Annotated in this window: 22 protein-coding genes; 9 read left to right on the forward strand and 13 right to left on the reverse strand. The window is 73.5% G+C overall.

Annotated features, from left to right (window positions below):
• Positions 1 to 68: 68 nt before the first annotated feature.
• The 7 genes from ACFWZH_RS31340 to ACFWZH_RS31370 form a co-directional block, all read right to left on the reverse strand.
• Positions 69 to 1301: an acyl-CoA dehydrogenase family protein gene (locus ACFWZH_RS31340; protein ID WP_384438835.1), complete on the reverse strand. Its 1233-nt coding sequence runs from the start codon at positions 1299 to 1301 to the stop codon at positions 69 to 71.
• Positions 1302 to 1308: 7 nt separating this feature from the next.
• Complete coding sequence (locus ACFWZH_RS31345; RefSeq protein WP_384438838.1) at positions 1309 to 2361, reverse strand: phosphotransferase family protein; 1053 nt, start codon at positions 2359 to 2361, stop codon at positions 1309 to 1311.
• A 160-nt stretch (positions 2362 to 2521) separates the two neighbouring features.
• Complete coding sequence (locus ACFWZH_RS31350; RefSeq protein ID WP_384438841.1) at positions 2522 to 3451, reverse strand: MBL fold metallo-hydrolase; 930 nt, start codon at positions 3449 to 3451, stop codon at positions 2522 to 2524.
• Positions 3452 to 3581: 130 nt separating this feature from the next.
• A complete protein-coding gene (locus tag ACFWZH_RS31355) occupies positions 3582 to 3944 on the reverse strand; it encodes a DUF202 domain-containing protein (protein WP_384438844.1) in 363 nt (120 codons plus the stop codon).
• A gap of 3 nt (positions 3945 to 3947) precedes the next feature.
• Positions 3948 to 4358: a YidH family protein gene (locus tag ACFWZH_RS31360; RefSeq protein WP_384438847.1), complete on the reverse strand. Its 411-nt coding sequence runs from the start codon at positions 4356 to 4358 to the stop codon at positions 3948 to 3950.
• A 42-nt stretch (positions 4359 to 4400) separates the two neighbouring features.
• The gene (locus ACFWZH_RS31365; protein ID WP_384438850.1) at positions 4401 to 4934 is read right to left on the reverse strand and encodes an NUDIX hydrolase; all 534 of its coding nucleotides are present in this window, start codon (positions 4932 to 4934) and stop codon (positions 4401 to 4403) included.
• A gap of 112 nt (positions 4935 to 5046) precedes the next feature.
• The gene (locus ACFWZH_RS31370) at positions 5047 to 5940 is read right to left on the reverse strand and encodes a DMT family transporter (protein ID WP_384438853.1); all 894 of its coding nucleotides are present in this window, start codon (positions 5938 to 5940) and stop codon (positions 5047 to 5049) included.
• Between the two features lie 212 nt (positions 5941 to 6152).
• On the opposite strand from ACFWZH_RS31370, the gene ACFWZH_RS31375 reads away from it, so the two are divergent.
• From ACFWZH_RS31375 to ACFWZH_RS31400, 6 genes are all read left to right on the forward strand, one after another.
• Positions 6153 to 7808, forward strand: coding sequence for an FAD-binding dehydrogenase (locus tag ACFWZH_RS31375; protein ID WP_384438856.1), 1656 nt, complete (start codon positions 6153 to 6155; stop codon positions 7806 to 7808).
• 249 nt (positions 7809 to 8057) lie between these two features.
• Positions 8058 to 9044 carry a hypothetical protein gene (locus tag ACFWZH_RS31380; RefSeq protein WP_384438999.1) on the forward strand — a complete coding sequence of 329 codons (987 nt, stop codon included), beginning with the start codon at positions 8058 to 8060 and terminating at the stop codon, positions 9042 to 9044.
• 116 nt (positions 9045 to 9160) lie between these two features.
• On the forward strand, positions 9161 to 9916 hold the full coding sequence (locus ACFWZH_RS31385) for a molybdopterin-dependent oxidoreductase (RefSeq protein WP_384438859.1): 756 nt from the start codon (positions 9161 to 9163) through the stop codon (positions 9914 to 9916).
• Positions 9900 to 10568 (forward strand): cytochrome b/b6 domain-containing protein, encoded by a 669-nt coding sequence (locus tag ACFWZH_RS31390; protein ID WP_384438862.1) that lies wholly within the window; start codon positions 9900 to 9902, stop codon positions 10566 to 10568. Before ACFWZH_RS31385 ends, ACFWZH_RS31390 begins: the two co-directional genes overlap by 17 nt.
• 107 nt (positions 10569 to 10675) lie before the next feature.
• Complete coding sequence (locus ACFWZH_RS31395) at positions 10676 to 11305, forward strand: helix-turn-helix domain-containing protein (protein WP_384438865.1); 630 nt, start codon at positions 10676 to 10678, stop codon at positions 11303 to 11305.
• Complete coding sequence (locus ACFWZH_RS31400; RefSeq protein WP_384438868.1) at positions 11302 to 12573, forward strand: MFS transporter; 1272 nt, start codon at positions 11302 to 11304, stop codon at positions 12571 to 12573. Before ACFWZH_RS31395 ends, ACFWZH_RS31400 begins: the two co-directional genes overlap by 4 nt.
• Here ACFWZH_RS31400 and ACFWZH_RS31405 read toward each other — a convergent pair.
• Together ACFWZH_RS31405 and ACFWZH_RS31410 are read right to left on the reverse strand one after the other, a co-directional pair.
• Positions 12555 to 13706 (reverse strand): sensor histidine kinase, encoded by a 1152-nt coding sequence (locus ACFWZH_RS31405; RefSeq protein ID WP_384438870.1) that lies wholly within the window; start codon positions 13704 to 13706, stop codon positions 12555 to 12557. The genes ACFWZH_RS31400 and ACFWZH_RS31405 overlap by 19 nt on opposite strands.
• Positions 13706 to 14470 (reverse strand): response regulator transcription factor, encoded by a 765-nt coding sequence (locus tag ACFWZH_RS31410; protein ID WP_384438873.1) that lies wholly within the window; start codon positions 14468 to 14470, stop codon positions 13706 to 13708. Before ACFWZH_RS31410 ends, ACFWZH_RS31405 begins: the two co-directional genes overlap by 1 nt.
• Before the next feature lie 315 nt (positions 14471 to 14785).
• Between ACFWZH_RS31410 and helR the strand changes: the two genes are divergently transcribed.
• On the forward strand, positions 14786 to 17107 hold the full coding sequence (gene helR, locus ACFWZH_RS31415; protein WP_384438876.1) for an RNA polymerase recycling motor ATPase HelR: 2322 nt from the start codon (positions 14786 to 14788) through the stop codon (positions 17105 to 17107).
• 82 nt (positions 17108 to 17189) lie between these two features.
• Here the strand turns inward: helR and ACFWZH_RS31420 are convergent, their stop codons facing one another.
• The gene (locus tag ACFWZH_RS31420) at positions 17190 to 17591 is read right to left on the reverse strand and encodes a (2Fe-2S) ferredoxin domain-containing protein (RefSeq protein ID WP_384438879.1); all 402 of its coding nucleotides are present in this window, start codon (positions 17589 to 17591) and stop codon (positions 17190 to 17192) included.
• A 142-nt stretch (positions 17592 to 17733) separates the two neighbouring features.
• Here ACFWZH_RS31420 and ACFWZH_RS31425 point away from each other — a divergent pair, with 142 nt between their 5' ends.
• Positions 17734 to 19161 carry a cytochrome P450 gene (locus ACFWZH_RS31425; protein ID WP_384438882.1) on the forward strand — a complete coding sequence of 476 codons (1428 nt, stop codon included), beginning with the start codon at positions 17734 to 17736 and terminating at the stop codon, positions 19159 to 19161.
• A 330-nt stretch (positions 19162 to 19491) separates the two neighbouring features.
• Positions 19492 to 21126: an ABC-F family ATP-binding cassette domain-containing protein gene (locus ACFWZH_RS31430; protein WP_384438883.1), complete on the forward strand. Its 1635-nt coding sequence runs from the start codon at positions 19492 to 19494 to the stop codon at positions 21124 to 21126.
• A gap of 10 nt (positions 21127 to 21136) precedes the next feature.
• Here the strand turns inward: ACFWZH_RS31430 and ACFWZH_RS31435 are convergent, their stop codons facing one another.
• The 3 genes from ACFWZH_RS31435 to ACFWZH_RS31445 form a co-directional block, all read right to left on the reverse strand.
• The gene (locus ACFWZH_RS31435; protein ID WP_384438886.1) at positions 21137 to 21811 is read right to left on the reverse strand and encodes an HAD family hydrolase; all 675 of its coding nucleotides are present in this window, start codon (positions 21809 to 21811) and stop codon (positions 21137 to 21139) included.
• Between the two features lie 110 nt (positions 21812 to 21921).
• On the reverse strand, positions 21922 to 22683 hold the full coding sequence (locus ACFWZH_RS31440; protein WP_384438889.1) for a Bax inhibitor-1/YccA family protein: 762 nt from the start codon (positions 22681 to 22683) through the stop codon (positions 21922 to 21924).
• Positions 22684 to 22779: 96 nt separating this feature from the next.
• On the reverse strand, positions 22780 to 24144 hold the full coding sequence (locus ACFWZH_RS31445) for a hypothetical protein (protein WP_384438891.1): 1365 nt from the start codon (positions 24142 to 24144) through the stop codon (positions 22780 to 22782).
• Between the last annotated feature and the right edge of the window lie 2 nt (positions 24145 to 24146).

The raw sequence follows: 24146 nt of genomic DNA on the forward strand, positions 1-24146 counted from the left end.
GCGCCGGGCCCCGCGGCAGTAACTCCGCGGGGCCCGGCGCCGTCTGCCGCGCTCCGGCTGCCGTGCGCCTACAGGTACTTCTTGAGCTCACGGCGCGCCAGCGACCGCTGGTGCACCTCGTCCGGGCCGTCCGCCAGCCGCAGCGTCCGCGCCCCGGCCCACAGCTCGGCCAGCGGGAAGTCCTGGCTGACGCCGCCCGCGCCGTGCAGCTGGACCGCCTTGTCGAGGATGTCCACGACCGTGCGCGGGGTGGCGATCTTGATGGACTGGATCTCGGTGTGCGCGCCCTTGTTGCCGACGGTGTCCATCAGCCAGGCGGTCTTCAGCACCAGCAGCCGCAGCTGCTCCACCGCCACCCGGGCGTCCGCGATCCACTCCTGGACCACGCCCTGCTGCGCCAGCGGCTTGCCGAACGCCGTACGGGCCACCGCGCGGCGGCACATCAGCTCGATGGCGCGCTCGGCCATGCCGATCAGCCGCATGCAGTGGTGGATCCGGCCGGGGCCGAGCCGGGCCTGGGCGATGCCGAAGCCGCCGCCCTCCTCGCCGATCAGATGGGCCGCCGGCACCCGTACGTCGTGGAAGAGCACCTCGGCGTGGCCGCCGTGCCAGTGGTCCTCGTAGCCGTAGACCTGCATGGCCCGCTTGACCTCGACGCCGGGGGTGTCGCGCGGCACCAGGATCATCGACTGCTGGCGGCGCAGGTCCGCGCCGTCCGGGTCGGTCTTGCCCATCACGATGAAGACCTGGCACAGCGGGTTCATCGCCCCGGAGATGTACCACTTGCGGCCGTTGATGACGTATTCGTCGCCCTCGCGGGCGATATGCGTCTCGATGTTGGTGGCGTCGGACGAGGCCACCTCCGGCTCGGTCATCGCGAACGCCGACCGGATCTCGCCGGCCAGCAGCGGCTCCAGCCACTGCTTGCGCTGCGCCTCGTTGCCGAACTGCGCCAGCACCTCCATGTTGCCGGTGTCCGGTGCCGCGCAGTTCAGCGCGGTGGGCGCCAACTGCGGGCTGCGGCCGGTGATCTCGGCCAGCGGCGCGTACTGGAGGTTGGTCAGCCCGGCGCCGTGCTCGGCGTCCGGCAGGCTGTGCTCGTCTACAAAAAACAGGTTCCACAGCCCCTGCCGGCGGGCCTCGGCCTTGAGGTCCTCCACGACCGCGGGGGTGTCCCACGGCGAGGCGAGCGCGGCGCGCTGCTCGCGGGCGGTCTCCTCGGCCGGATACACATGCTCGTCCATGAACGCCAGGAGCCGGGTGCGCAGCTCCTCGGTACGGGCGTCGAATGCGAAGTCCATGGGTGCCTCAGCCTTCCTTGAGGGTGGTGAGTCCGCGGTCGATGAAGACGGGGACGAGTTCGCCGATCCGGTCGAACCCGGCGCCGACGGTCTGGCCGAGCGTGAAGCGGTAGTGGATGCCCTCGAGGATCACGGCGAGCTTGAACCAGGCGAAGGCGGTGTACCAGGCGATCGAGGAGGTGTCCCGGCCCGAGCCCGCGGCATAGCGCGCGATCAGCTCCTCGGGGGCCGGGTGGCCGGGCGCGCCGCTGGTGGTGCTCACCGGCGACTCGGGAAGGCCCAGGTCGGAGCTGTACATCACCAGCAGCCCGAGGTCGGTCAGCGGATCGCCGAGCGTGGACATCTCCCAGTCCAGTACGGCCTTGATGGTGTCATCGGCTCCTACCAGGACGTTGTCGAGGCGGTAGTCGCCGTGCACGACGGCCGGCGCGGGGGAGGTGGGCAGCGCCCGGCCCAGCGCCTGGTGCAGCTCCTCGATGCCCGGCAGGTCGCGGTTCTTCGACGCGCTCAGCTGCTTGCCCCAGCGCCGCAGCTGACGCTCCAAGAAGCCCTCCGGACGGCCGAAGTCGCCGAGCCCGGCCGCCTCGGGGTCCACGGCGTGCAGCGCCACGAGCGTGTCGACCAGGGAGAGCACCACGGCCCGGGTGCGCTCGGGGCCGAGCGGGGCGAGCTGGCCGGCCGTGCGGTACGGGGTGCCCTCGACCAGCTCCATCACATAGAAGGGCGCGCCGATCACCGACTCGTCCTCGCACAGCAGCAGCGTCTCGGGCACCGGCACCGGAGTGCCGTGCAGCGCGCTGATCACCCGGTGCTCGCGCCGCATGTCGTGCGCGGTGGCCAGCACATGGCCGAGCGGCGGCCGGCGGACGACCCAGGAGGCCGCGCCGTCGGTGACGCGGTAGGTGAGATTGGACCGCCCGCCCTCGATCAGCTGCGCGCGCAGCGGGCCGCCGGCCAGCCCCGGCCGCTCCCGGTCCAGATGCGCGCGCAATCGGTCCAGGTCGAGGCCGGGAGGGTCCTCCCGGCCCGGGGCCTGAGGGGGCGGCGTGCCCTTGCTCATCGTGCTCCTCCGTAACGCAGTGGACGGTCCATCGGTCGATCGCTGCCCCGATCATGCCGACTAGTCGGTATGGAGTCCAGTGCCGGTACGTGGGGCGTCGGTCACCCATGGCCCCTGAGGAGGGTTTTCCGCCACGCCGCCGCCGCTCGCCCGCCGCCGCTCACGCGTGACAGGCCACCGGAACCCCGCCGTTCATCACCGTCATGTCGCCGAACCCCACCAGCGGGTCCAGCGGTGCGCCCGGCTCCCCGCCCGCCAGCTCCGCGTACGCCCGGTGCAGATTCGCCACCAGCCGCTCGCTCTCCGCCAGCTCCGCGAACGGCCCGAGGTCCGCGGCCCGGGCCACCTCCAGTGGCGTCCGCCCGGCCGCCCGGCCCTCCTCCGCCAGCCGGCCGACGAACCGCAGATAGCGCTCGACGACGTCGTAGACCTCGGGGCCGGCCAGCGGACCGTGCCCGGGGACGACGGTGTCGGCGTCCAGCGAGCGCAGCAGCTCCAGGGCACGCAGCGAACCGGTCAGCGACCCCATGAAGACGAACGGGGTGCCACCGTTGAAGACCAGGTCCCCGGTGAAGACGACGCGCTGCTCGGGCAGCCACACGAGGGTGTCGCCGGGGGTGTGCGCCACGCCCGGGTGGATCAGCCGCGCCTCGATCCCGCCGACGTGCAGGGTCAGTTCGTCGGTGTACGTCACCTCGGGCGGGGTCAGGCGGATGTCGCCGTACTCCACCTGCGGCCACACCGCGTGCAGCTGGTGGCCGGCGGCCAGCAGCTCGCGGCGGCAGGCGGCGTGCCCGACGATCGTCGCCTCGGGCGCGAAGACGCCGTTGCCGTAGGTGTGGTCACCGTGGTGGTGGGTGTTGACCACGGTGCGCGGCGCCGGCGCGCCGCTCTCCGCGATCCGCCGGCGCAGCAGCCGGGCCCGGCGCTCGGTGGCGGCGGTGTCCACGACCAGGGTGGCGTCCCCGTCGGTGACGAAGCCGGCGTTGTTCAGGCACCAGCCGCCGTCCGGCTGGATGTAGGCATGGACGCCGGCGGCCAGTTCGGTGAGGTACGGCTCGGCCGTGGTCGGTGCGCTCGCGTCACCCATGCGGGTTCTGCCCCCTTGCTCGATGGTCCGTCACGCCCCACCGGCCGGCCGCGAGTTGGTCCGCCCCGGCGCCGCGAGGGTCGCGTCACGGTACCTCCGCCGCCGGCCTCGGTGAGGGCCAGGGCGCGCCTCAGCGACCCGGCCCCACCAGTATCGCCGCGCCGCACAGCGCCACCGCGAGCGTGCAGGCCACCAGCAGCAGGGCGGTCCGCGTCGGCAGTCCCGGCGGGCGGTCGGTGGCCATCGCCCGCATCCGGTGGTGCGCCAGCGCCACGAAGGCGAGCCACAGCAGCCCCGTCAGTACCGCCAGCATCGCCTCCACCGGTCCGGGCGCCCGGCTCTGCAGCAGCTGCCGGCCGGCCAGCACCGCCATCGCCGTGGCGGACAGCGTCGTACGCCGCCAGGCCAGCCTGGTCCGCTCCGGCTGCAGTCCGGGATCCCGGTCGCTCGCCGGACGGGGGCCCGGGCCGCCCGGCCGCGCTCCGCCCGCCATCGGCTAGCCGGTCCAGCCCAGCAGGACCAGCACGGCCACCGCCACCCCGAGCACCCCGACGGCCAGCGCCAGCGCCGTGGGGAAGCGGGAGACCGGCAGGTCCTCGCCGCGCCGCATCGCCCGCTCGCAGCGCACCCAGTGGTTGAGGGCCCGCAGTGCGCACAGCGCCCCGCCCGCGAGCAGGACGACGGTGAAGGTCAGCCGGACGCCCGGGTGCAGCCGGGGCAGGAACTGGTCCACCGCGAACCCGCCGCCGATCAGCGCCAGGCCGGTGCGCAACCAGGCGAGAAACGTGCGCTCATTGGCGAGCGAGAAGCGGTAGTCGGGGGTCGTGCCCTCCTCACGGACCCGCGCGGGCGAGCACCACAGCCGCACGGCCGCGACGGCCGACCGCAGTCCGTCGGTGAGGATCATGGCCGAAACCCTAATGGCCGGCCCGGCGCACGGCCCGGCGCATCAGGCCTCTCCCGTTTCCCGCAGCTCCAGCAGCCGTCGGTACGCGGCCATGCCGTCGGGCGTCCAGGGCCACTGGTCGAGCCGCCGGATCAGCTCCTCCTCGGGAAGGAACGCGTACCAGTCGATCTCCGACTCCTGCGGGGCGACCGGCAGGGTGCAGCGCACCTGGTAGACCGCGGACCACCAGGTGTGCTCCGCGGTCTCGTAGAGGAACTTGAACAGCGGCTCGGGCTGCTGCAGACCCTGTACGCCCAGTTCCTCCTCCGCCTCGCGCAGCGCCGCCGCGTCGTAGCTCTCGCCGGCGCCGACCACCCCTCCCACGAACATGTCGTAGTGGGAGGGGAAGACGAGCTTGTGCGGGGTGCGGCGGTGTACGAAGATCCGGTCCTCGGCGTCCCGGACGAGGACGAAGGCGCAGCGGGTGCGCATCCGGCGGGCGTAGGTCTCGCCGCGCGGGGCCTGTCCCACGACCTGATCGTTCTCGTCGACGACGTCGAGGATCTCGTCCGCGTTGAGCGGTTGCTGATCGGTCATGGGGCCATGCAACCACCACAGGGACGGGCCGCACCCGCCGGGGCGGGCGACCCGGCGGCTCACCGCGCCCGCGGTCGGGCCGGCGGTCCGGCCCCGGGCCTCACCCGCCGCGTCAGCGCGGCTGCATCTCCACCGCGTCCTCGGTCCGGCCCGTTCCCGGCGGCATCGCCGGATGGGTGCCGATCAGGACGATGCCCGCGACGACGGCCATGATCCCGGCCACCTCCCACGCCAGCGCCCCCGCCGTCACCTGCAGCCGGTCGCCGAGGAAGCCCACCCCGCAGGCGATCCCGGCCAGCGGCTGGGCGGCGGTCAGCGCCGGCAGCGACAGCCGCAGCGGCGCCGATTCGAAGGCGCTCTGCACCATGACCAGCGCCAGCACCCCCAGCACGACGATGGCGTACGGCTGCCAGCTGGTCACCAGCGCCGGCCAGCCGCCGCGTTCGAAGTGGTCACCGCTGATCCGGGTCAGCGCGTCCTGCACGCCGTAGACCAGGCCCGCCGCGACGCCCAGCAGCGCGGCCTCCAGGCTCACATGGGTCCGCTCCCGTTTGGCGACGGCCGCCAGCAGCAGGGCGGTGCCCAGCACCATCCCCATGATCAGCCACTGCCACAGGTGATCGGGGCTCCTGCTCCCGCCCTGCGGCTGACCGGCCACGATGAAGGCGGTGACCCCGCCCGCCAGCAGCCACAGCCCGGCCCACCCGGTGCGGCCGAGCCGCTGCCGGGTCAGCCGCCGGGACAGCGCCATCGCGAACAGCAGATTGGTCGCCAGCAGCGGCTCCACCAGAGTGATGTCGCCCATCCCCAGCGCCAGCGCGCCGAGCGCCATCCCGACCACCATCAGCCCGATACCGGCCAGCCACACCGGCATCCGCACCAGGTCCAGCAGCAGACGCAGGGAGAGGAAGTCCTTCATCGGCGCGCGCTGCGCCGCGGCCTGCTGGAGCACGAAGCCCGATCCCAGACAGCAGGCCGCTCCGAGGGCGAGCAGTATCACCGTCACGTCGCACACCTCGTATCACGCGGGGCGGGGGATGCGCCTGAGGATAGCCATCCGGCGGCGGGGGTGGGTGGCCCTGATCACCCCCCATTCTCCCGCGCGCCCCTGCGTACTGCGCGGTAATCAAACGGTTGACGCGGCAGTCGGGCGCGCTGAGGATCGTTCCACCACGGCGGCCGGTGCGCGCCGGCGTGCCCCGGTGAGGAGATGCAGAGATGGCGTACGACGCTGATGTGATCGTGATCGGAGCGGGGCTCGCGGGGCTGGCGGCCACCGCGGAACTGGTGGACGCCGGGCGCACGGTGATCCTGCTCGACCAGGAGCCCGAGCAGTCCCTCGGCGGGCAGGCGCACTGGTCCTTCGGCGGTCTCTTCCTGGTGGACTCGCCCGAGCAGCGCCGGCTGCGGATCCGCGACAGCCATGCCCTCGCCTGGCAGGACTGGCTGGGCACGGCCGGTTTCGACCGGCCGGAGGACCACTGGCCGCGCAAGTGGGCCGAGGCGTACGTCGACTTCGCCGCCGGGGAGAAGCGCTCCTGGCTGCACCGGCAGGGCGTACGGTTCTTCCCCGTCGTCGGCTGGGCCGAGCGCGGCGGCTACGACGCGACCGGGCACGGCAACTCCGTCCCCCGCTTCCACGTCACCTGGGGCACCGGGCCCGGCCTGGTCGCGCCGTTCGAGCGCCGGGTGCGGGCCGGGGCCGCCAAGGGCCTGGTCGACCTGCGCTTCCGGCACCGCGTCACCGGGCTCTCGCGCAGCGCCGGCAGCGTGGACACGGTCAGCGGCGAGATCCTCGAACCCTCGGACGTGGCCCGCGGCAGGCCCAGCAGCCGCGAGGTGGCCGGTGCCTTCGAGCTCAGGGCGCAGGCCGTGATCGTCACCTCGGGCGGAATCGGCGGCAACCACGAGCTGGTGCGCGCCAACTGGCCCGAACGGCTGGGCACACCCCCGCGGCGGATGCTGTCGGGCGTGCCCGCGCATGTGGACGGCGAGATGCTGGGCATCGCCGAGGGCGCCGGCGGCCGCCTCATCAACCGTGACCGGATGTGGCACTACACCGAGGGCATCGACAACTGGAACCCGATCTGGCCGCAGCACGGCATCCGGATCCTGTCGGGCCCGTCCCCGCTGTGGCTGGACGCCCGCGGCAAGCGGCTGCCGGTGCCGCTGTTCCCCGGCTTCGACACCCTCGGCACGCTCGAACACATCATGCGCACGGGCCATGACCACACCTGGTTCGTGCTCACCCGGAAGATCATCGAGAAGGAGTTCACGCTCTCCGGCTCGGAGCAGAACCCGGACCTGACCGGAAAGAGCGTCCGCGAGGTCCTGGGCCGGGCCCGGTCCGGCGCGCCGGGGCCGGTGCGGGCGTTCATGGACCACGGCGCGGACTTCGTCGTCGAGCGTTCGCTGACCGACCTCGTACGGCGGATGAACGCGCTGACCGAGGAGCCGCTGATCGACGAGGCCGCGCTGCGCGAGGAGATCGTGGCCCGCGACCGCGAGATCGGCAACTCCTTCACCAAGGACCTCCAGGTGACCGCCGTGCGCGGGGCCCGCAAGTACCTGGGCGACCGGCTGATCCGCACCGCGGCCCCGCACCGGCTGCTCGACCCCAAGGCCGGCCCGCTGATCGCCGTACGGCTGAACATCCTCACCCGCAAGACGCTCGGCGGCCTGGAGACCGACCTCTCCTCGCGGGTCCTGGCCGACGGCGGCGCCCCTCTTCCCGGCGTCTACGCGGCGGGCGAGGCGGCCGGGTTCGGCGGCGGCGGGGTGCACGGATACCGCTCGCTGGAGGGCACCTTCCTCGGCGGCTGCCTCTTCTCCGGGCGTACGGCGGGCCGGGCGGCGGCCCGGGCGGTGGCCTGACGGGAGGAGGGCGGATTCCGGCAGGTGGCCGGTCAATCCCATGATGTGGAAGGGGAGTTGGCGGATCCGGCCATTCCCCTTCCCGCCTTGACGCGGAGCTCTGCGTAGCGCTTTGCTGTGGGTGATGACTGGTGCGGACCAGTCCGTCACCCTCTGCACAGGCGCGCGCAGACCGGCTCCCACCCCCTGACGACGGTGCGGGGCCCGGCCGGCGCGGCGCGCCATGGAGCCCCCTGACCCGTGACTTCGATGTCCCCTTCCCCCGTGCCCTCGGCCACCCCGCCGGCCCTGCGCCGCGCCCGCTGCCCGGACGCCCCGGTCCTCGCCCCGGCCCTGGACGACACCCAACTGGCCATCGCCGCCGATGCGCTGGCGCTCGGCCAGTGGACCCGGGTGCGTACCCTGCTGGCCGAGACCGGCGCGGACTGGGACCGGCGCGGACACCGGTTGACGGTCCTGGCCGGCTGTCCCGGCAGCGCCGCCTGGGCCGGCGACTGGCAGCTCGCCGAGCCGGACAGCGGTGACGCCGCCACGCTCGTGGCCGTCGCCACCGTCCGGCTCGCCCTGCGCGGCGAGGCCGGCATCGCCGCCGCCGCCGAGGCCTGCGCGGTCGCCGCGCGGATGCTGCCCGACGACCCCACCCCCTGGCTGGGCGCGCTGATCCTCGCCCGCCGCACCGGCACCCCACAGGCCCGCGCCGAGGCCTTCCGGCAGATACGGGCCCGCCACCCCGACCACCACCACGCCCACCACCTGATGGCGGCCTGCCTGGCCGAGCAGCAGCCGGCCGGCGCCGTCGGCCCGGCGCACCCGGCCGACGTGTTCGCCGCCCGGGCCGCGTCCCGCGCCCCCGCCGACTCCCCGCTGGCCCTGCTCCCCGTCGTCGCCCACGCCGAGCGCTACCGGGTACGGGCCGCCGCCGGCCTGGAGCCCCCCGACCCCGTGGACTCCGGTCACTGGTCCACCCGCCGTGCCCGCCGGCTCCTGCGGTCCGCCTTCGACTGGTGGCTGGAGTGGGAGGGCGAGGACCATCCGCGCGGCAAGGTCGACCTCAACTTCCTCGCGCACGCGACGTTCCACGAGGGGAGGATGGCCGAGGCCGCCGCCCTCTTCCAGCGCATCGGCCCGCATCTGACGCGTGCGCCGTGGTCGTACGCGGGCCGCGACGCCGAAGGCGCCTTCCAGGCCGCCCGCGACACCGCCCTGTGCCGGGCCCGCCGCCACGCGGACCGCTGACCCGCCCACCCCGCCGGGGCCGATGACGATGATGACGATGACGATGACGATGACGAAAGTCTGACGCCGACGCCCGGACGCTGGCCCCGGAGCGCGCGCGGTGCTCGAATCTAGGGGTGACCCAGGACCCGAATCCGGCCCGCTCGGCGGACCGCGACGGCGAGGACGGGCGCGGCTCCCCCGTAGGGCGCCGCGTGGTGCTCGGCATGCTCGCGGCCGGCGCCGCCGGCGTCGCCGCCGCCCCCCTCCTGCAGCGCGCCTACGACAGCACCATCGGCGCCGCCGCCCAGAAGGACCCCACCGGCCTGTCCGGACTGCTCCCGGCCGGCGGCGGCTTCCGCTACTACTCGGTGACCGGCTCCGTACCGCGCGAGGACGAGCGCGGCTACCGCCTCACCCTCGACGGCCTGGTACGGCGCCCCACCGGCTACCGCCTCGCCGACCTGCGCGCGCTGCCCCAGACGCGGCTCGTGCGCGACGTCCAGTGCGTCACCGGCTGGCGGGTGCCGCACACCGCCTTCGAGGGCGTACGGCTGGCCACCCTCCTCGACGCCGCCGGCGTCCGCCCGGAGGCGAAGGCCGTCCACTTCACCTGCTTCGACGGCGCCTACCGCGAGTCCCTCACCCTCGAACAGGCCCGCCGCGACGACGTCCTGGTCGCGCTGCGGATGCAGGACCGGCCGCTCGGCCACGATCACGGCGGACCGGTGCGCCTCTACGTCGCGCCCATGTACTTCTACAAGTCGGCGAAGTGGCTCTCCCGCATCACCGTCACCGACCGGGTCCGGCCCGGCTACTGGGAGGAGCGCGGATATGACATCGACGCCTGGGTCGGCCGGTCGAACGGACGCGACGATGCCCCGACCACCTGAGCGGACCGCGGCCCGCCCCCGGGTGCCGCGCTTCACCCGCGCCGAACACCGGGTGCACCGCGCCACCGCCACCCTCATGGCCGTCTGCGTCCTCACCGCGGGCTGTCTCTACCTCCCCTTCCTCGCCCAACTCGTCGGCCGCCGCGCCCTGATGGTGACCGTCCACGAGTGGTCCGGCCTCCTGCTGCCCGTCCCCCTGCTGCTGGGCCTGGCCTCCCGTGCCCTGCGCGCCGACCTCCGCCGCCTCAACCGCTTCGGCCCGCACGACCGCCGCTGGCTGCGCGCCGCCCTCCGCCGCCGAGGGGGCCGCCCGGCCGGCAAGTTCAACGCCGGCCAGAAGCTGTACGCCGCCTGGCTCGCCGGGGCGGTCCTGGTGATGCTGGGCACCGGCCTGCTGATGTGGTTCACCCTCCCCCAAGCTCTCGGCCTCGTTCGAGCAGGGGGGACCCCCCTCGTGCCCCTGGTGTGGCGCACCGGCGCCACCTTCGTCCACGACTGGCTCGCCCTCGCCCTGGTCCTCGTGATCGCCGGTCACGTCGGGAAGGCCTACGGCGATCCCGAGTCCCGCCGCGGGATGCGCACCGGCTCGGTCGACGCCCGATGGGCCGCCCGCGAGCATCCGCTGTGGGAGCCGGAGCGCAAGTCCCCGTAGCGGACCGCGCCTTGCGGAGGGAACACGGTGAAGTCTCCGCACATCACAGAGACTTCTCTGCAGAGACCTCTATGCAGAGAAGTCTCTGCAACTCTATGCTGGGGCCCATGAGCGATGCTCCGCAGCAGTCCCCGGCCCCCGAGGGGGCACCCGCCGCCCGTCCCGTGCGCCGGATGGACGCCCGCAGCCTCCGCGGTCTGGCCCACCCCTTGCGGATGCGCATCCTGGACCTGCTGGCCCTCGACGGCCCGGACACCGCCACCGGGCTCGGCCGCCGCCTCGGCGAGAACACCGGCACGGTCAGCTGGCATCTGCGCCACCTCGCCGACCACGGCTTCATCGAGGAGGAGACCGGCCGCGGCACCAAACGGGAGCGCTGGTGGAAGGCGGTCCAGGCGGCCCGCCGCCTCGACACCAACGACTTCCGCGACGACCCCGACAGCCGCGGCCCCCTGTCGGTCTATCTGCACGAAACCGTCCAGCGGGACTTCGAGCAGGTCACCACCTACCTCGCCGAGGACTGGGACCCGCACTGGCGCGACGCCGGCACCCTCCTGCGCCGCCAGGACCTCCGCCTGACCCCACGGCAACTCCACTCCCTGAACGCCGAGTTGGAACAGGTCATCGACCGGTACCGGAACCCGGCCCCCGACCCGGCCGGCACGGCCGACGAGGACACCCGCCCGGTCCTCGTCCAACTGCAGTCCTTCCCCCGCAGGGAACGGGACGGCGGATGAGCGGACTGCTGCGCCGGCACCGCGACTTCAGGCTGCTGTGGTGCGGGGAGACGGCGGGCAGGTTCGGAGCGGCGGTCACCGGCGTGGCGATGCCGCTGGTGGCGGTCTCCGTCCTGCACGCCTCCACCTTCGAGGTCGGCCTGCTCGGCGCCTGCGGCTGGCTGCCCTGGCTGCTGATCGGCCTCCCGGTCGGGGCCTGGGTGGACCGCCTGCGCCGTCGCCCCCTCATGCTGGGCTCCGCCGCGCTGTCGCTGGTGCTCCTCGCCGCCGTACCACTGCTGGCCCAGTCCGGCCGGCTGGGGCTCGGGCCGCTGCTCGCCGTGGCCCTGTTGACCGGCGCCGCCGCGGTGGTCTTCCAGACCGCGTACAGCGCCTACCTGCCGACCCTGCTCGCGCCGGCCGACCTGCCCGAGGGCAACGCCAAGCTGCACGGCAGCGCCTCGGCGGCGCAGATCGCCGGCCAGGGGGCGGGCGGCCTCATCGCCCAACTCGCCGGCGCCGTCAACGGCTTGTTCGCCCACGCCGCCACCTTCCTCGTCGCGCTGCTGTGCCTGCTCGGCATCCGGCACCGCGAACCGCCCCCCGAGGCCTCCGGCCGGCCGGCGAGGTCGCTGACCGGCGAGGTCGCCGAGGGGCTGCGGCTGGTCGCCGGCGACCGGTGGTTTCGCACCCTGACCCTCTTCGGCGCCACCTCCAACCTCGCGCTCATGGGCTACCAGTCCCTCCTGACGGTCTTCCTGGTCCGCGAGGTCGGCCTGGCACCCGGCGCGGTCGGCGGACTGCTGGCGCTGGCCGGCACGGGCGGTATCGCGGGTGCCTTCGTGGTACGCCGCACCGCCGGCCGGCTCGGTACCGCCCGCGCCATGCTGCTGTGCGAACTCGGCATCCCCTGCACGGCGTTGCTCATCCCGCTCGCCTCCCCGGGCGCCGGGGCGCTGCTGTGCGTCGCGGGCGGCTTCGGCGTCTCCGCCGGGGTGGTGGCCGGCAACATCCTCAAGGTGGGTTTCCAGCAGGGCTACTGCCCGCCGCCGCTGCTCGGCCGGCTGGTGGCCGGCAGCGCGTTCCTCAACTACGGCACCCTGCCGCTGGGGGCGCTGCTCGGCGGCGCGCTCGGCTCCGCCCTCGGTGTCCGCGCCGCCATGTGGATCACCACCGCCGGCGTTCCGCTGGCCGCCCTGATCCTGCTCTTCTCACCGGTCCGGACCGTCCGCGACCTGCCCACCCGCCGCGCCGCCCCCGAAGCGGCGGCTCAGGTCGTCGGCGGCTGAGGCTCCGCCGGCGCCTCGGCCGACGGCAGTGTGACCTCGAAACGGCAGCCCGCGCCGGCGTTCTGCACCGTCGCCCGGCCTTCGTGCGCCACCACGATGCCGCGCACGATCGCCAGCCCCAGCCCCGCGCCGCCCTCGCCGTCCGCCCGCGGGGTGCGCGCACTGCCGCCGCGCCAGCCGGTGTCGAAGACCCGCGCCAGATCCTCCGGCGGGATGCCGCCGCAGCCGTCCTCGACCGCGAGCACCACCCGGCCCTCCTCGTGCCGTGCGCTGACCGCCACCGTGCCGTCGGCCGGCGTCGCACGGATCGCGTTGACCAGCAGGTTGCCGAGCACCCGAGTGATCTGCTGGGCGTCCACCCGCACCGGCAGCGGCAGCACCCCGCCGTCCACCAGCCGCACCCCGCGCGCCCGGGCCAGCGGCCGGGCCCCCGCCAGCGCGTCGTCCACCAGGTCGTACACCGACACCCGCGAGAACGTCAGGGCCAGCGCCCCGGCCTGGATACGGGACAGCTCGAAGAGGTCGTCGACCATCGCGGCCAGCCGCTCCACCTCGATCCGCATCCGCGAGTGGTAGCGGGCGGCGTCCTCGGCGACGCCGTCCTCCAGCGCCTCGGCCATCGCCCGCAGGCCCGCGAGCGGCGTCCGCAGATCGTGCGAGATCCCGGCGATCAGCTCGCGCCGGGAGGCGTCCAGCGCCCGCTCCCGCTCCCGCGCCTCGGCGAGCCGTCCGCTGGTCTCCTCCAACGCCCTGGACAGCGCCGCCAGTTCGGCCGTCGGCGGCTCGGCGGGGGCCACGAATCCGCCGGCACTGCCGACCGTGCGGGCCGATCGCGCCAGCTCCCTGCTGCCCGCCGCGATCCGCCGCCCGAAGAGCAGCGCGGCCGCCAGCGACACCACTCCGGAGACCGCGACCACGGCCATCACCACGCCCAGGTCGTGCCCGGACAGAAACATCGCCTGGGCGACCGCCACCGTCCCCGCCGCCATCGCGGCCACCGCCAGCGCCGCCACCGCGAACAGCGACAGCACGACCGAGCGCCGCCGCAACGCCCGTACCGCGGGCGCGGCCAGCAGCCCCGCCAGCGCCGCGCCGAGCGCCGCCAGGGCCACGATGACCAGGAAGTCCGTCATCACTCCGGCTCACCCTCCGCCGGGTCGAAGCGGTAGCCGGCGCCCCAGACCGTCGTCACCAGCCGTGGCGCCGCCGGGTCCGCCTCGATCTTCTCGCGCAGCCGCCGCACATGCACGGTCACCGTCGACAGATCGCCGAACTCCCACCCCCAGACCCGGTGCAGCAGCTCCTCACGGGCGAAGACCCGCCCCGGGTTGCGCATCAGGAAGACCAGCAGGTCGAACTCCCGGGCGGTGAGAGAGAGTTCACGCCCCGCCCGGTGGGCCCGTCGCCCGTCGGGGTCGGCGACGAGGTCACCGGCCCGCAGTACGGGGGCGGGCGCGGCGGCCGGCGGCGCGGACTCCGCGCGTCGCAGCACCGAACCGATCCGCAGCACCAACTCCCGCGGGCTGAACGGCTTGGTCACATAGTCGTCCGCGCCCAGCTCCAGGCCGAGAATGCGGTCCGCCTCCTCGCCGCGCGCCGTCAGCATCACCACCGGCAGCGCCGGACCGCCGTCGGCGCGGCGCAGCCGGCGGCACACTTCCAGGCCGTCGATGCCCGGCAGCATCAGGTCGAGGACGACCAGATGCGGGCGGAACTCCGCGGCCCGGTCGAGGGCGGCGAAGCCGTCGGCGGCGTGCGCGGTGGTGTAGCCGGCCCGGGAGAGGTAGCCGGTGACGACCTCGGCGACGGTCGGGTCGTCCTCGACGACCAGGACGCGGCGCGGCGGCCCGTTGGCGGGGACGGGCGGGGGAGCGGGGGGTGGGGTGGCACGGTGCACGGCGTCAGCGTGCCCTTCTGGGTGGGTGCGTCATGGCTACAGCCAACACCAGCGCCCACCGCCGTGCGAGGCGGGGCCCGCTTCCGTAAGACATCGGTAACCGGTAACCGGGAACCGGCAACTGGTACGGCCGCGCACCGAGCCGACGCCACCGGGGCGCAAAGGGAGGGAGAGAAGAGGGAAGAGGGGCGGCAAGAGGGAGCACCCACTCCTTGCCACTCTCAACTTATAGCGCACAGGGGGCCTTGCGGCAAGGCCCCGGTCATCCCGCAAAATCGCAGGCCGAAGCCCGAGCCTGAGGAAGATGCTGCCGCCATGAACCCCCTGACCACCAGCGCGTTCGACCTTCCCGACCGTCTTCTGCCCAAGGCCGACCCGACGCTGATCGCCGCCGACGAGCAGCACTTCGCGGCCGTCGCGGCAAGCCTCGACCAGGCGATCGCCGAGGTGTCCGACCGCCTCGACGCCGAGCGCAGGGCGCCCGGCGGCATCGGGCGGCAGGCGATGGACCGGGACACCGAGATCCACCGGCTGACCGCTCGCCTGCGCGCACTGCGTCGCTTCGGCCTCGACCTGTGCCTGGGACACATGGTCGGCGCGGAGCACCCCGAGCCCGTGTACGTCGGACGGCTCGGCCTGACGGACGGCGAGGGGCGTCGGCTGCTGGTCGACTGGCGCTCTCCCGCGGCCGAGCCGTTCTTCGCGGCCACCCACGCCCACCCGATGGGTCTGGCGAGCCGCCGCAGGTACCGCTGGACCGGCGGGCGGATCAGCGACTACTGGGACGAGGTGTTCACCTCGGACGGGTTCGCCGGCCACGCCGCGCTCGACGACCAGTCCGCCTTCATCGCCAGTCTGGGCGCCAACCGGTCGCCCCGGATGCGCGATGTGCTCGGCACCATCCAGGCCGACCAGGACGCCGTCATCCGGGCGGGGTCCCGCGGCGCGCTGGTCGTCGACGGCGGTCCGGGCACCGGCAAGACCGTCGTCGCCCTGCACCGCGCCGCCTACCTCCTCTACTCCGACCCGCGCCTGGGCCGTCGTCGCGGCGGTGTGCTGTTCGTCGGTCCGCACCAGCCCTACCTGGCCTATGTCGCCGACGTCCTGCCCAGCCTCGGAGAGGAGGGCGTGCGGACCTGCACCCTGCGCGACCTCGTCGCCGAGGGGGACGGGGCGACGAGCGAGGCCGACCCGGAGGTGGCCCGGCTGAAGTCGTCCGCGGACATGGTGAAGGCGATCGAGACGGCCGTCAGGTTCTACGAGGAGCCGCCCGCCGAGGGGATGACGGTCGCGACCGGCTGGTCCGACATCTGGCTGAGCGCAGAGGACTGGGCCGCGGCATTCAGCGCACCGGAACCGGGTACGCCGCACAACGAGGCCCGCGAGCAGATCTGGGCGGAGCTGGTCGCGATCCTGCTGGACAAGTACGACGGCGACGAGGTCTCGCCCGAGTCGTTCCAGCGGTCCCTGCGGCACGACGAGGAACTGGTCACCACACTCCACCGCGCCTGGCCGCTGCTCGAAGCGGCCGACCTCGTCGGGGACCTGTGGTCGGTACCCGCCTACCTGCGGATGTGCGCCCCCTGGCTCAGCCGCGACGAGGTGCGCAGGCTGCAGCGCAAGGAAGCCCCCCAGGCCTGGACGGTCTGTGACCTGCCGCTCCTGGACGCGGCACGGCAGCGCCTGGGCGACCCGGAGGCCGCCCGGCGCAAGCGCCGGCAGGAGGCCGCCCTCGCCGCCCAGCGGGCGCAGATGACGCAGGTCGTCGACAACCTGATCCAGGCCGCGGCCGACTCCGGCGCCGACGGTGACGACGGCGAAGGCCTGGTGACGATGCTGCGCGGCGAGGACGCCCGGGTCAGCCTGGTCGACGAGGCCCAACTGCCCACCGCCGAACCGGACATGCGCCCACTGCCCCATGGCGTGGGAGGACCCCCGGCCGGCCCGTTCGCGCACATCGTCGTGGACGAGGCGCAGGAACTGATCGACGCGGAGTGGCAGATGCTGCTGCTGCGCTGCCCGTCCCGGAGCTTCACCATCGTCGGCGACCGCGCCCAGGCCAGGCACGGGTTCACCGAGTCGTGGCGGGAGCGGCTGGAGCGGATCGGGCTCGACCGGATCGAGGTGGCGTCCCTGAGCATCAACTACCGGACACCGGAAGAGGTCATGGCCGAAGCCGAGCCGGTCATCCGGGCCGTCCTCCCGGACGCCAATGTGCCGACCTCGATCCGCAGCGGCGGCGTCCCCGTCGTCCACGGAGCCGTCGAGGATCTGGACTCGGTCCTCGACACCTGGCTGACCGCGCATGAGGAGGGGACCGCCTGCGTCATCGGCGCCGGCGACAGAACTGCGGGCAGGTTCCGGGAGAACCCCCGCGTCCGCTCGCTGACCCCCGAGCTGTCGAAGGGGCTCGAGTTCGACCTGGTCGTCCTCATCGACCCGGAGGCGTTCGGCGAGGGCGTCGAAGGAGCGGTCGACCGCTATGTCGCGATGACCCGGGCGACCCGCCAACTCGTCGTCCTGACCGGCGCCGTGGACGCGCCCGCGGACATCCCTAGGGTCTGTCCGGTGGGTCAGGGTCGGATAGGCCGCGGCGTCTGGTGCGGTACATCGCAAGGCGCCGGAGCGTCTCGATAGCGGAGCTCTCGGGACGTTTCGGCAACGCCGCGAGGTGCCGTGCCAGACGCCGCGGACCCGGCCCTGACCCATCGGACAGGCCCTAGCCCTCCAGCCCCTCCCGCACCCGCCGTGACACCGTGATCGTGTACAGGTCGAGCACTCCCGGCGGCTCGGCGAGACCCGGGCCGCCGGCGCGTATCCAGGCGGCGATGTCGGCCAGTGCGTCGTCGTCGTTGACCAGACCCAGCCAGACCGGGCGCCCGCCGGCTGCCCGGCCCGCGGCCGACGGCTGGACCACGACGACGTTGGCCTGGTCGCAGACGTCCAGGCACTCCGAGGCCCGCACCGGTGCCGCACCGTCCAGCGCCGCCCGGAGCCGGGGGATCTGACCGGCGTGGTCGACGCCCGGAATCTTGGCCGCGTCGCCGCAGCAGCAGCCGCGGCAGACGGTGACCCGGCACGGGGCTGCGGTGGCCGCTCGGCCGGCACGCTTGTTGATCATCCGGCTCATGTTACGTGGCCCTTCGGGCCCTCCCGGCCCCTCCCCTCCGGAGGGGACCGGGGGCCCGCGACGCCCGGGATCGGGAACTGGTGTACGCGGCGCCGGGATTAGGCAGACCCGCAACCGGGATAGAGATCCCAGCATGTCCCTCACCGATTCCCACCCCCAGCCCGGTTCGGCCCCGCGGACCGAGGTACCCGGACCGTCCGGGCTCCCCGTCCTCGGCTCGATGCTCGACCTGCGGCGCGACTCCCTGCGCACCTTCCTCGACGCCCGGCGCGCACACGGCGAGGTGGTGCGCCTGGAGGCCGGTCCGCCCGGTCTGCGCAGTGTGTTCCACGCCGTCTTCGCGCCCGAGGGCGTCCAGCAGATCCTGGGCTCCCAGGCCGCCAACTTCCGCAAGGACCACCCCCTGTACGAGGAGGTCCGGCAGTCCTTCGGCAACGGCCTGCTCACCAGCCAGGACGCCGACTACCTCCGTCAGCGGCGGCTGGTGCAGCCGCTGTTCACCAAGCGCCGGGTCGACGGCTACGCCTCGGCCGTGACGACCGAGGCCGATGCCGTCGTCGGCCGCTGGCGGACCGCGCCGAGCGGCACCGTCGACCTGGTCCCCGAGATGAACCGGCTCGCGCTGCGCACCGTCACCCGGATCCTCTTCGGCCTGGACATCGAGGAGGCCGTCGAGGCCATCCACCGGTGCTTCCCGGTCATCAACGCCTATGTCATACAGCGCACTTACGTACCGGTGAAGATCCCGCGCGGCTGGCCCACCCCCGGCAATCTGCGGGCGCGGGCCGCGATCGACGAGCTGAACGCCCTGTGCGACCGGATCGTCGCGGACCGCCGGGCGGCGTCCGGGACGGCGGACGGCGGGGACGACGAGGGCCAGGGCTCCGATCTGCTCTCGCTCCTGATGGCGGCCGGCAACGACGAGGACGGCTCCCTCGACGCCGCCGAGGTCCGCGAGCAGGTCCTGATCTTCCTGCTGGCCGGGCACGAGACCACCGCGACCTCCCTGGCCTTCACCCTGTACCTGCTCGCCCGGCACCCCGAGGAGCAGACGAAGGTCCGCGAGGAGATCGACCGGGTCCTGGGGGACCGCGCCCCCACGGCCGCGGACCTGGACCGGCTGCCGTATCTGACGCAGGCGCTCAAGGAGTCCATGCGGCTGTATCCGGCGGCGCCGGTCGTCAGCCGCCGGGCCGTGGCCGCCACCGAGATCGGTGGATACCGCATTCCGGCTGGTGCCGATGTGATCGTCTCCCCCTGGGTCACCCACCGCGACCCGGCGCTGTGGGAGGACCCGGAGCGCTTCGACCCGCGCCGCTTCGCGCCCGAGCGGGAGGCCGCACGCCACCGCTACGCGTGGTTCCCCTTCGGCGGCGGCCCGCGCGCCTGCATCGGGCAGCACTTCTCGATGCTGGAGTCGGTGCTGGCGCTGGCGACGCTGCTGCGCGCGTACGAACTCGAGGCCGTGGACCAGGAGGTGCCGGTGGCCGCCGGCATCACCCTCCAGGCCGCCGGCCCGGCCCGGGTGCGGCTGCGCCCGCGCGACGAGGCGGGGGAGTAGGCCCCGGGGGCGCCACCTTCGGAGAGGAGGAGGCCGCCGGCCGCCTGGGTCGTCCGCGCTCCACACCCCTCCGCCTAACGCAACGAAAATAGCGTTTGCTTTTTGGTGGCGCCCCCCGTACCGTCGTTGTCGGTCCCATTGCCGCCGATTGGAGAAGGCCGTTGCTCGTCTGAGGTCCTACAGACACCGCGCCCGCGTATGCCCTGCATCGCGCGGCCCTGTCCGTGACCTCGGAGTGCCCTACGGCGTACCCCGGCGCATCTCGGCGTTCCCGCGGTGTCTCCCCGCGCAGTCCCCCCGCTCACGCACCTCGCGCCTCTGGAGACCTGTATGTCAAAGTCGCCCACCTCCGCGTCCTTCGCGGCCCCCACCTCCATCGTCTGCACCGGCCTCGGCTTCGCCTGGCCCGACGGCAGCCCCGTCCTCGCGGACTTCCAACTCGCCGTGGGCCCCGGCCGTACGGGCCTGATCGGCCTCAACGGATCGGGAAAGTCCACCCTGTTGAAGCTGATCGCGGGCGAACTGACCCCGACCGCGGGCAGCGTCAAGGTGGCCGGCGAGGTCGGCTACCTCCCCCAGAACGCCCCGCTCGACACCCACCTCCGGGTCGACCAGGCCCTCGGCATCGCCGCGGCCCGCGCCGCCCTGCACGCCATCGAGAACGGCGACGCGAGCGAGGAGCACTTCACCGCCGTCGGCGACGACTGGGACGTCGAGGAGCGTGCCCGGGCCACCCTCGACCAGCTCGGGCTGCCCGGCATCGACCTCGACCGCACCATCGGCGAGGTCTCCGGCGGCGAGTCCGTCCTGCTGCGGCTGGCCGCCCTGCTGCTGCGCCGCCCGGACGTCCTGCTGCTCGACGAGCCCACCAACAACCTCGACCGGGCCGCCCGGCAGCGGCTGTACGACGCGGTCGCCGGCTGGTCCGGGGTGCTGGTGGTGGTCAGCCACGACCGTGAACTCCTCCAGCTCGTCGACCGGATCGCCGACCTCCGCGGCGGCGAGATCCACTGGTACGGCGGCAACTTCGGCGCGTACGAGGAGGCCCTGGCCGTCGAGCAGGAGGCGGCCGAGCGCATGGTGCGGGTCGCCGAGGCCGACGTGCAGCGCCAGAAGCGCGAACTGGCCGACGCCCACGTCAAGTTGGCCCGCCGGGTCCGCTACGGCAACAAGATGAACGCCAACAAGCGCGAACCGAAGATCGTCATGAACGAGCGCAAGAGAGAGGCCCAGGTGTCCGCCGGCAAGCACCGCATCATGCACACCGAACGCCTCAAGGAGGCCAGGGAGCGCCTCGACGAGGCCGCCGAAGCCGTCCGCGACGACGACGAGATCCGTATCGACCTGCCGCACACCGCCGTGCCGCCGGGTCGCACCGTCCTGACCCTGCAGGCCCTGAGGACCCGCTACGGCGCCCGCGCCGACGTGGAGGTGCGCGGCCCCGAGCGGATCGCGCTCACCGGCCGCAACGGCTCCGGCAAGACCACCCTGCTGCGCACCATCGCCGGTGAGATCCCGCCGGAGGACGGAACGGCGCAGGTCCATGTCCCCTACCGCTTCCTCCCGCAGCGCCTGGAGGTCCTCGACAACACCCTGACCGTCGTCGAGAACGTCGCCCGCTTCGCCCCGGACGCCACCAACAACCGCATCCGCGCCCGGCTCGCCCGCTTCCTGTTCAAGGGCGCCCGCGCCGACCAGACGGCCGGCACGCTCTCCGGCGGCGAACGCTTCCGCGCCTCGCTCGCCGCCCTGATGCTGGCCGAGCCGGCCCCGCAGCTGCTGATGCTCGACGAGCCGACGAACAACCTCGACATGGCCTCGGTCCGCCGGCTCGTCACGGCACTGGAGTCCTACGAGGGCGCGCTCCTGGTCGTCAGCCACGACCTGCCGTTCCTGCGGGACATCGGCATCACCCGCTGGCTCGCCGTCGAAGGCGGTGAACTGGCCGACGGCGAACCGCTGTAGACGCAGAGCGTCAGAAGTGCTGCAGCAACTCGGCGAACGCCGAGAGCTGCAGCACCTTCTCGTCCTGGGGGTCGAGGGCGCTGTGCTCCAGAACCCAGGTGTGGTCGTTCGGGATGAACACCGCGTTGAGGCCGGCGGAGCGGGCCGGCAGGATGTCCGACTTGGGGGAGTTGCCGATCATCCAGGTCGAGGCCGGGACCAGGCCGTAGGAGCGGGTCAGCTCCTCGTAGGTGGCGACGTTCTTCTCCGCCACGATGTGCACACCCCGGAAGTGCCCGGTCAGCCCCGACGCCGCCACCTTCCGCTCCTGCTCCTCGGTGTCGCCCTTGGTCAGCAGCAGCAACTCGTGCCGCCGGGACAGCTCGGCGAGCGTCTCGGCCACGCCGGGGATCAACTCCACCTGCTCGCCGGCGAAGGCCGCCGCCCACCCGGCGATCCGGGCCGACTCCTCGGTGGTGGCGGCCCGGCCCCGCAGCCGCTCCACACACTCCCCGAGGCTGTGCAGGAACACCTTGCTGCCGTATCCGAGGGTCGGCGCGTTCACCGCCTCGATCCCGTCCAGGAGGGTCCGCACCTCCGCGCGGTCGAGCTCGGGATGCACCATCCAGTCCAGGAACTCGTCGATGACCCGCTCGTAGATCACGTTGTTCTCCCACAGCGTGTCATCGGCATCGAAGATCAGCATCCGTCCGGCCCTTTCTCACACTCCAGCGACCCGCGCACCCTATGCACGCCCGGGTTCCGCCCGCATCGCAATTCCGGGGGACGCCGACCCCCTTCGGCCGGCCGCCCGCCTCACCACCACCGCAGGTACGACAGCAGCCGCAGCAGCTCCAGATAGAGCCAGACCAGCGTCATCGCGAGGCCGAAGGCCACGTACCAGGCCCACCGGTGCGACGCGCCGGACTGCAGAAAGCGGTTGGCGGCCTCGAACTCCACCAGGAAGAAGAAGGACGCCGCGGCGATCACCACCACACTGACGACCACCGCCACCACTCCGCCGTTCCGCAGTCCGAGATCCGCGCCGAAGACCTCCGACGCCACCAGGTCCGCCAGGAACAGCACCAGCAGCCCGATCGCCAGACCGACCGCCCAGCGCGTCACCTTCGCACTGACCCGCACGACACGGGTGGCGTACGCCGCCAGCGTGCCGGCGAAGAGGCAGCCGGTGCCGAGGACGGCCTGTGTCCCCACGCCCGGGTGCAGGCCGTCGAAGAACCGGGTGGCCTCGCCGAGCACGATCCCCTGCACGGCCGCGAACAGCAGCACCGGCCCGGCGCCGGGCCGGGGCCGGACGCTCAGATGGATGCCGATGCCCAGCCCCGCCAACAGGGCCGGCAGGGCCAGGAAACCGAGTGCGAAGAAGACCGTGAGGACGGCGCTCACCGTCAGGACGGCCAGGACGGTCAGGGTCTTGACGACGATGTCGTCGAGCGTGATCGGACGGTCCGGCGCGGCCGAGGGCGCGCCGCCGCCGGAGCGGTCCGTGCCGGCCGGCGCGACCGCACCGTCCAGCGTCAGCAGGTTGCGGATCGCGGGGTTGCTCGTCGTGGGCACCGGCCCTCCCGGAGAGATCGGAACGTGCGCATCAGTGCTGCTCAACTCCTCGTGTACGAAGCGTGGTCGGCCGGCGACCGAGGCCGGGGCCGCGCCTTACTCCACCTCCACGACCGGCCGCGACGCGGGAACGCTCTCCCGCAGCGCGCGGGTCACCTCCGCCACCGCGGGGAACACGCTGTCCCCGCCCGGCGGCGGCCCGTACGGCAGCGCCGTCCCCAGGTGATCGCGCCAGGGCGCGGGCACCGCGACCGGCTGGCGGATGCCGGTGAGGACCACGCACTGGACCGCCTCGGTGCTGTGGCGGTGCAGGGCCGAGCGCAGCCGTCCGGGCAGCCCCACCCGCTGTGGCACCGAGGTGTTGAGCAGCCGCTCGCCCAGGCTCTGGCCCTGCGGGGCGAGGTCGCCGCCGCGCAGCTGGTGGAGGGTGTCGCGGATGGCGGGGTAGTGGTCGGGCAGCACGCCGCGGCAGCGCAGTACGAGCAGGGGGTGTGTCTGCCCCTCCACCTCGCAGGCGATGTCGAACGACATCCGCCGCTTCAGGAAGCCGTAGCGGACCTCGTTGACCACCTGCAGAGTCGCCTCCGGCTTCGGTTTCCCGGTTTCCGCGGGCGGCTGGCTGTACAGGCCCATGAGCTGCTCGCTGACCGTCACCGAACCGGCGAACAACCGCCGCATGCCCACGGCCACCGCATGGTGCTCGTACAGTTCCAGCCACGCCGGCAGCCGGCGCACGCTGGTGAGGTCCGGCGCCAGCCGCGCGGCCTCCTCCGCGTGCTCCAGCGCGTCACCGCGCAAGCGCTCGCCGAGCAGGCCGATCCGCCGGCGCAGCTCGATCAGCGCCAGCGCGTCGAACCGCGCCGACCGGTCCGCGTCCTGCCGCCCGCCGACACCCTCCAGCACGCCGGCGAGGATCTGGGTGGGCCCGGCGTCGGCGGACCAGTCGCGCCGCCGGGCGAGTTCGGTGAGCCGGTCCAGCGCGTAGGGGGTCAGCCAGGCCCGGCTCTCGACGAAGCCGCCCCAGTCGCGCGACTCCAGCCCGTGCCGGGCGGCGAGCCGGGGCAGCCGGGCCAGCAGCGCCAGCAGCAGCAACTCGGCGTCGTCGATGCCGTCCTGCCGGTGCCCGGCCTCACGCAGCGCCCCGGCCAGCTGGTGGGAGTCGAAGAGCGTCGCGAAGACATCGGACTCCGGACACTGCAGGACCTCCGCGAGCAGCGGCTGAGCGGTCGGCCCGACCAGCAGATGCAGATGCCGCCCGGTGAACGTGGCCGGCAGCTCCGGCGGGGTGAACGCGGCGTGGATCCGCGCGGCCAGCTCCGCCAGCCGGCTCTCCGCCTCGCTGAACCGCCCGATCCGGTGCAGCAGATCCTGCACGGCGAAGTTGCCCAGCGCCTCCTCCACGGCCGCCCTCGCACGCTCCGACGTCCGCACCATCCATACGACGTACAGCTCGTTGTCCATCG

The organism is Streptomyces sp. NPDC059008 (assembly GCF_042749045.1).
Lineage (GTDB): Bacteria > Actinomycetota > Actinomycetes > Streptomycetales > Streptomycetaceae > Streptomyces.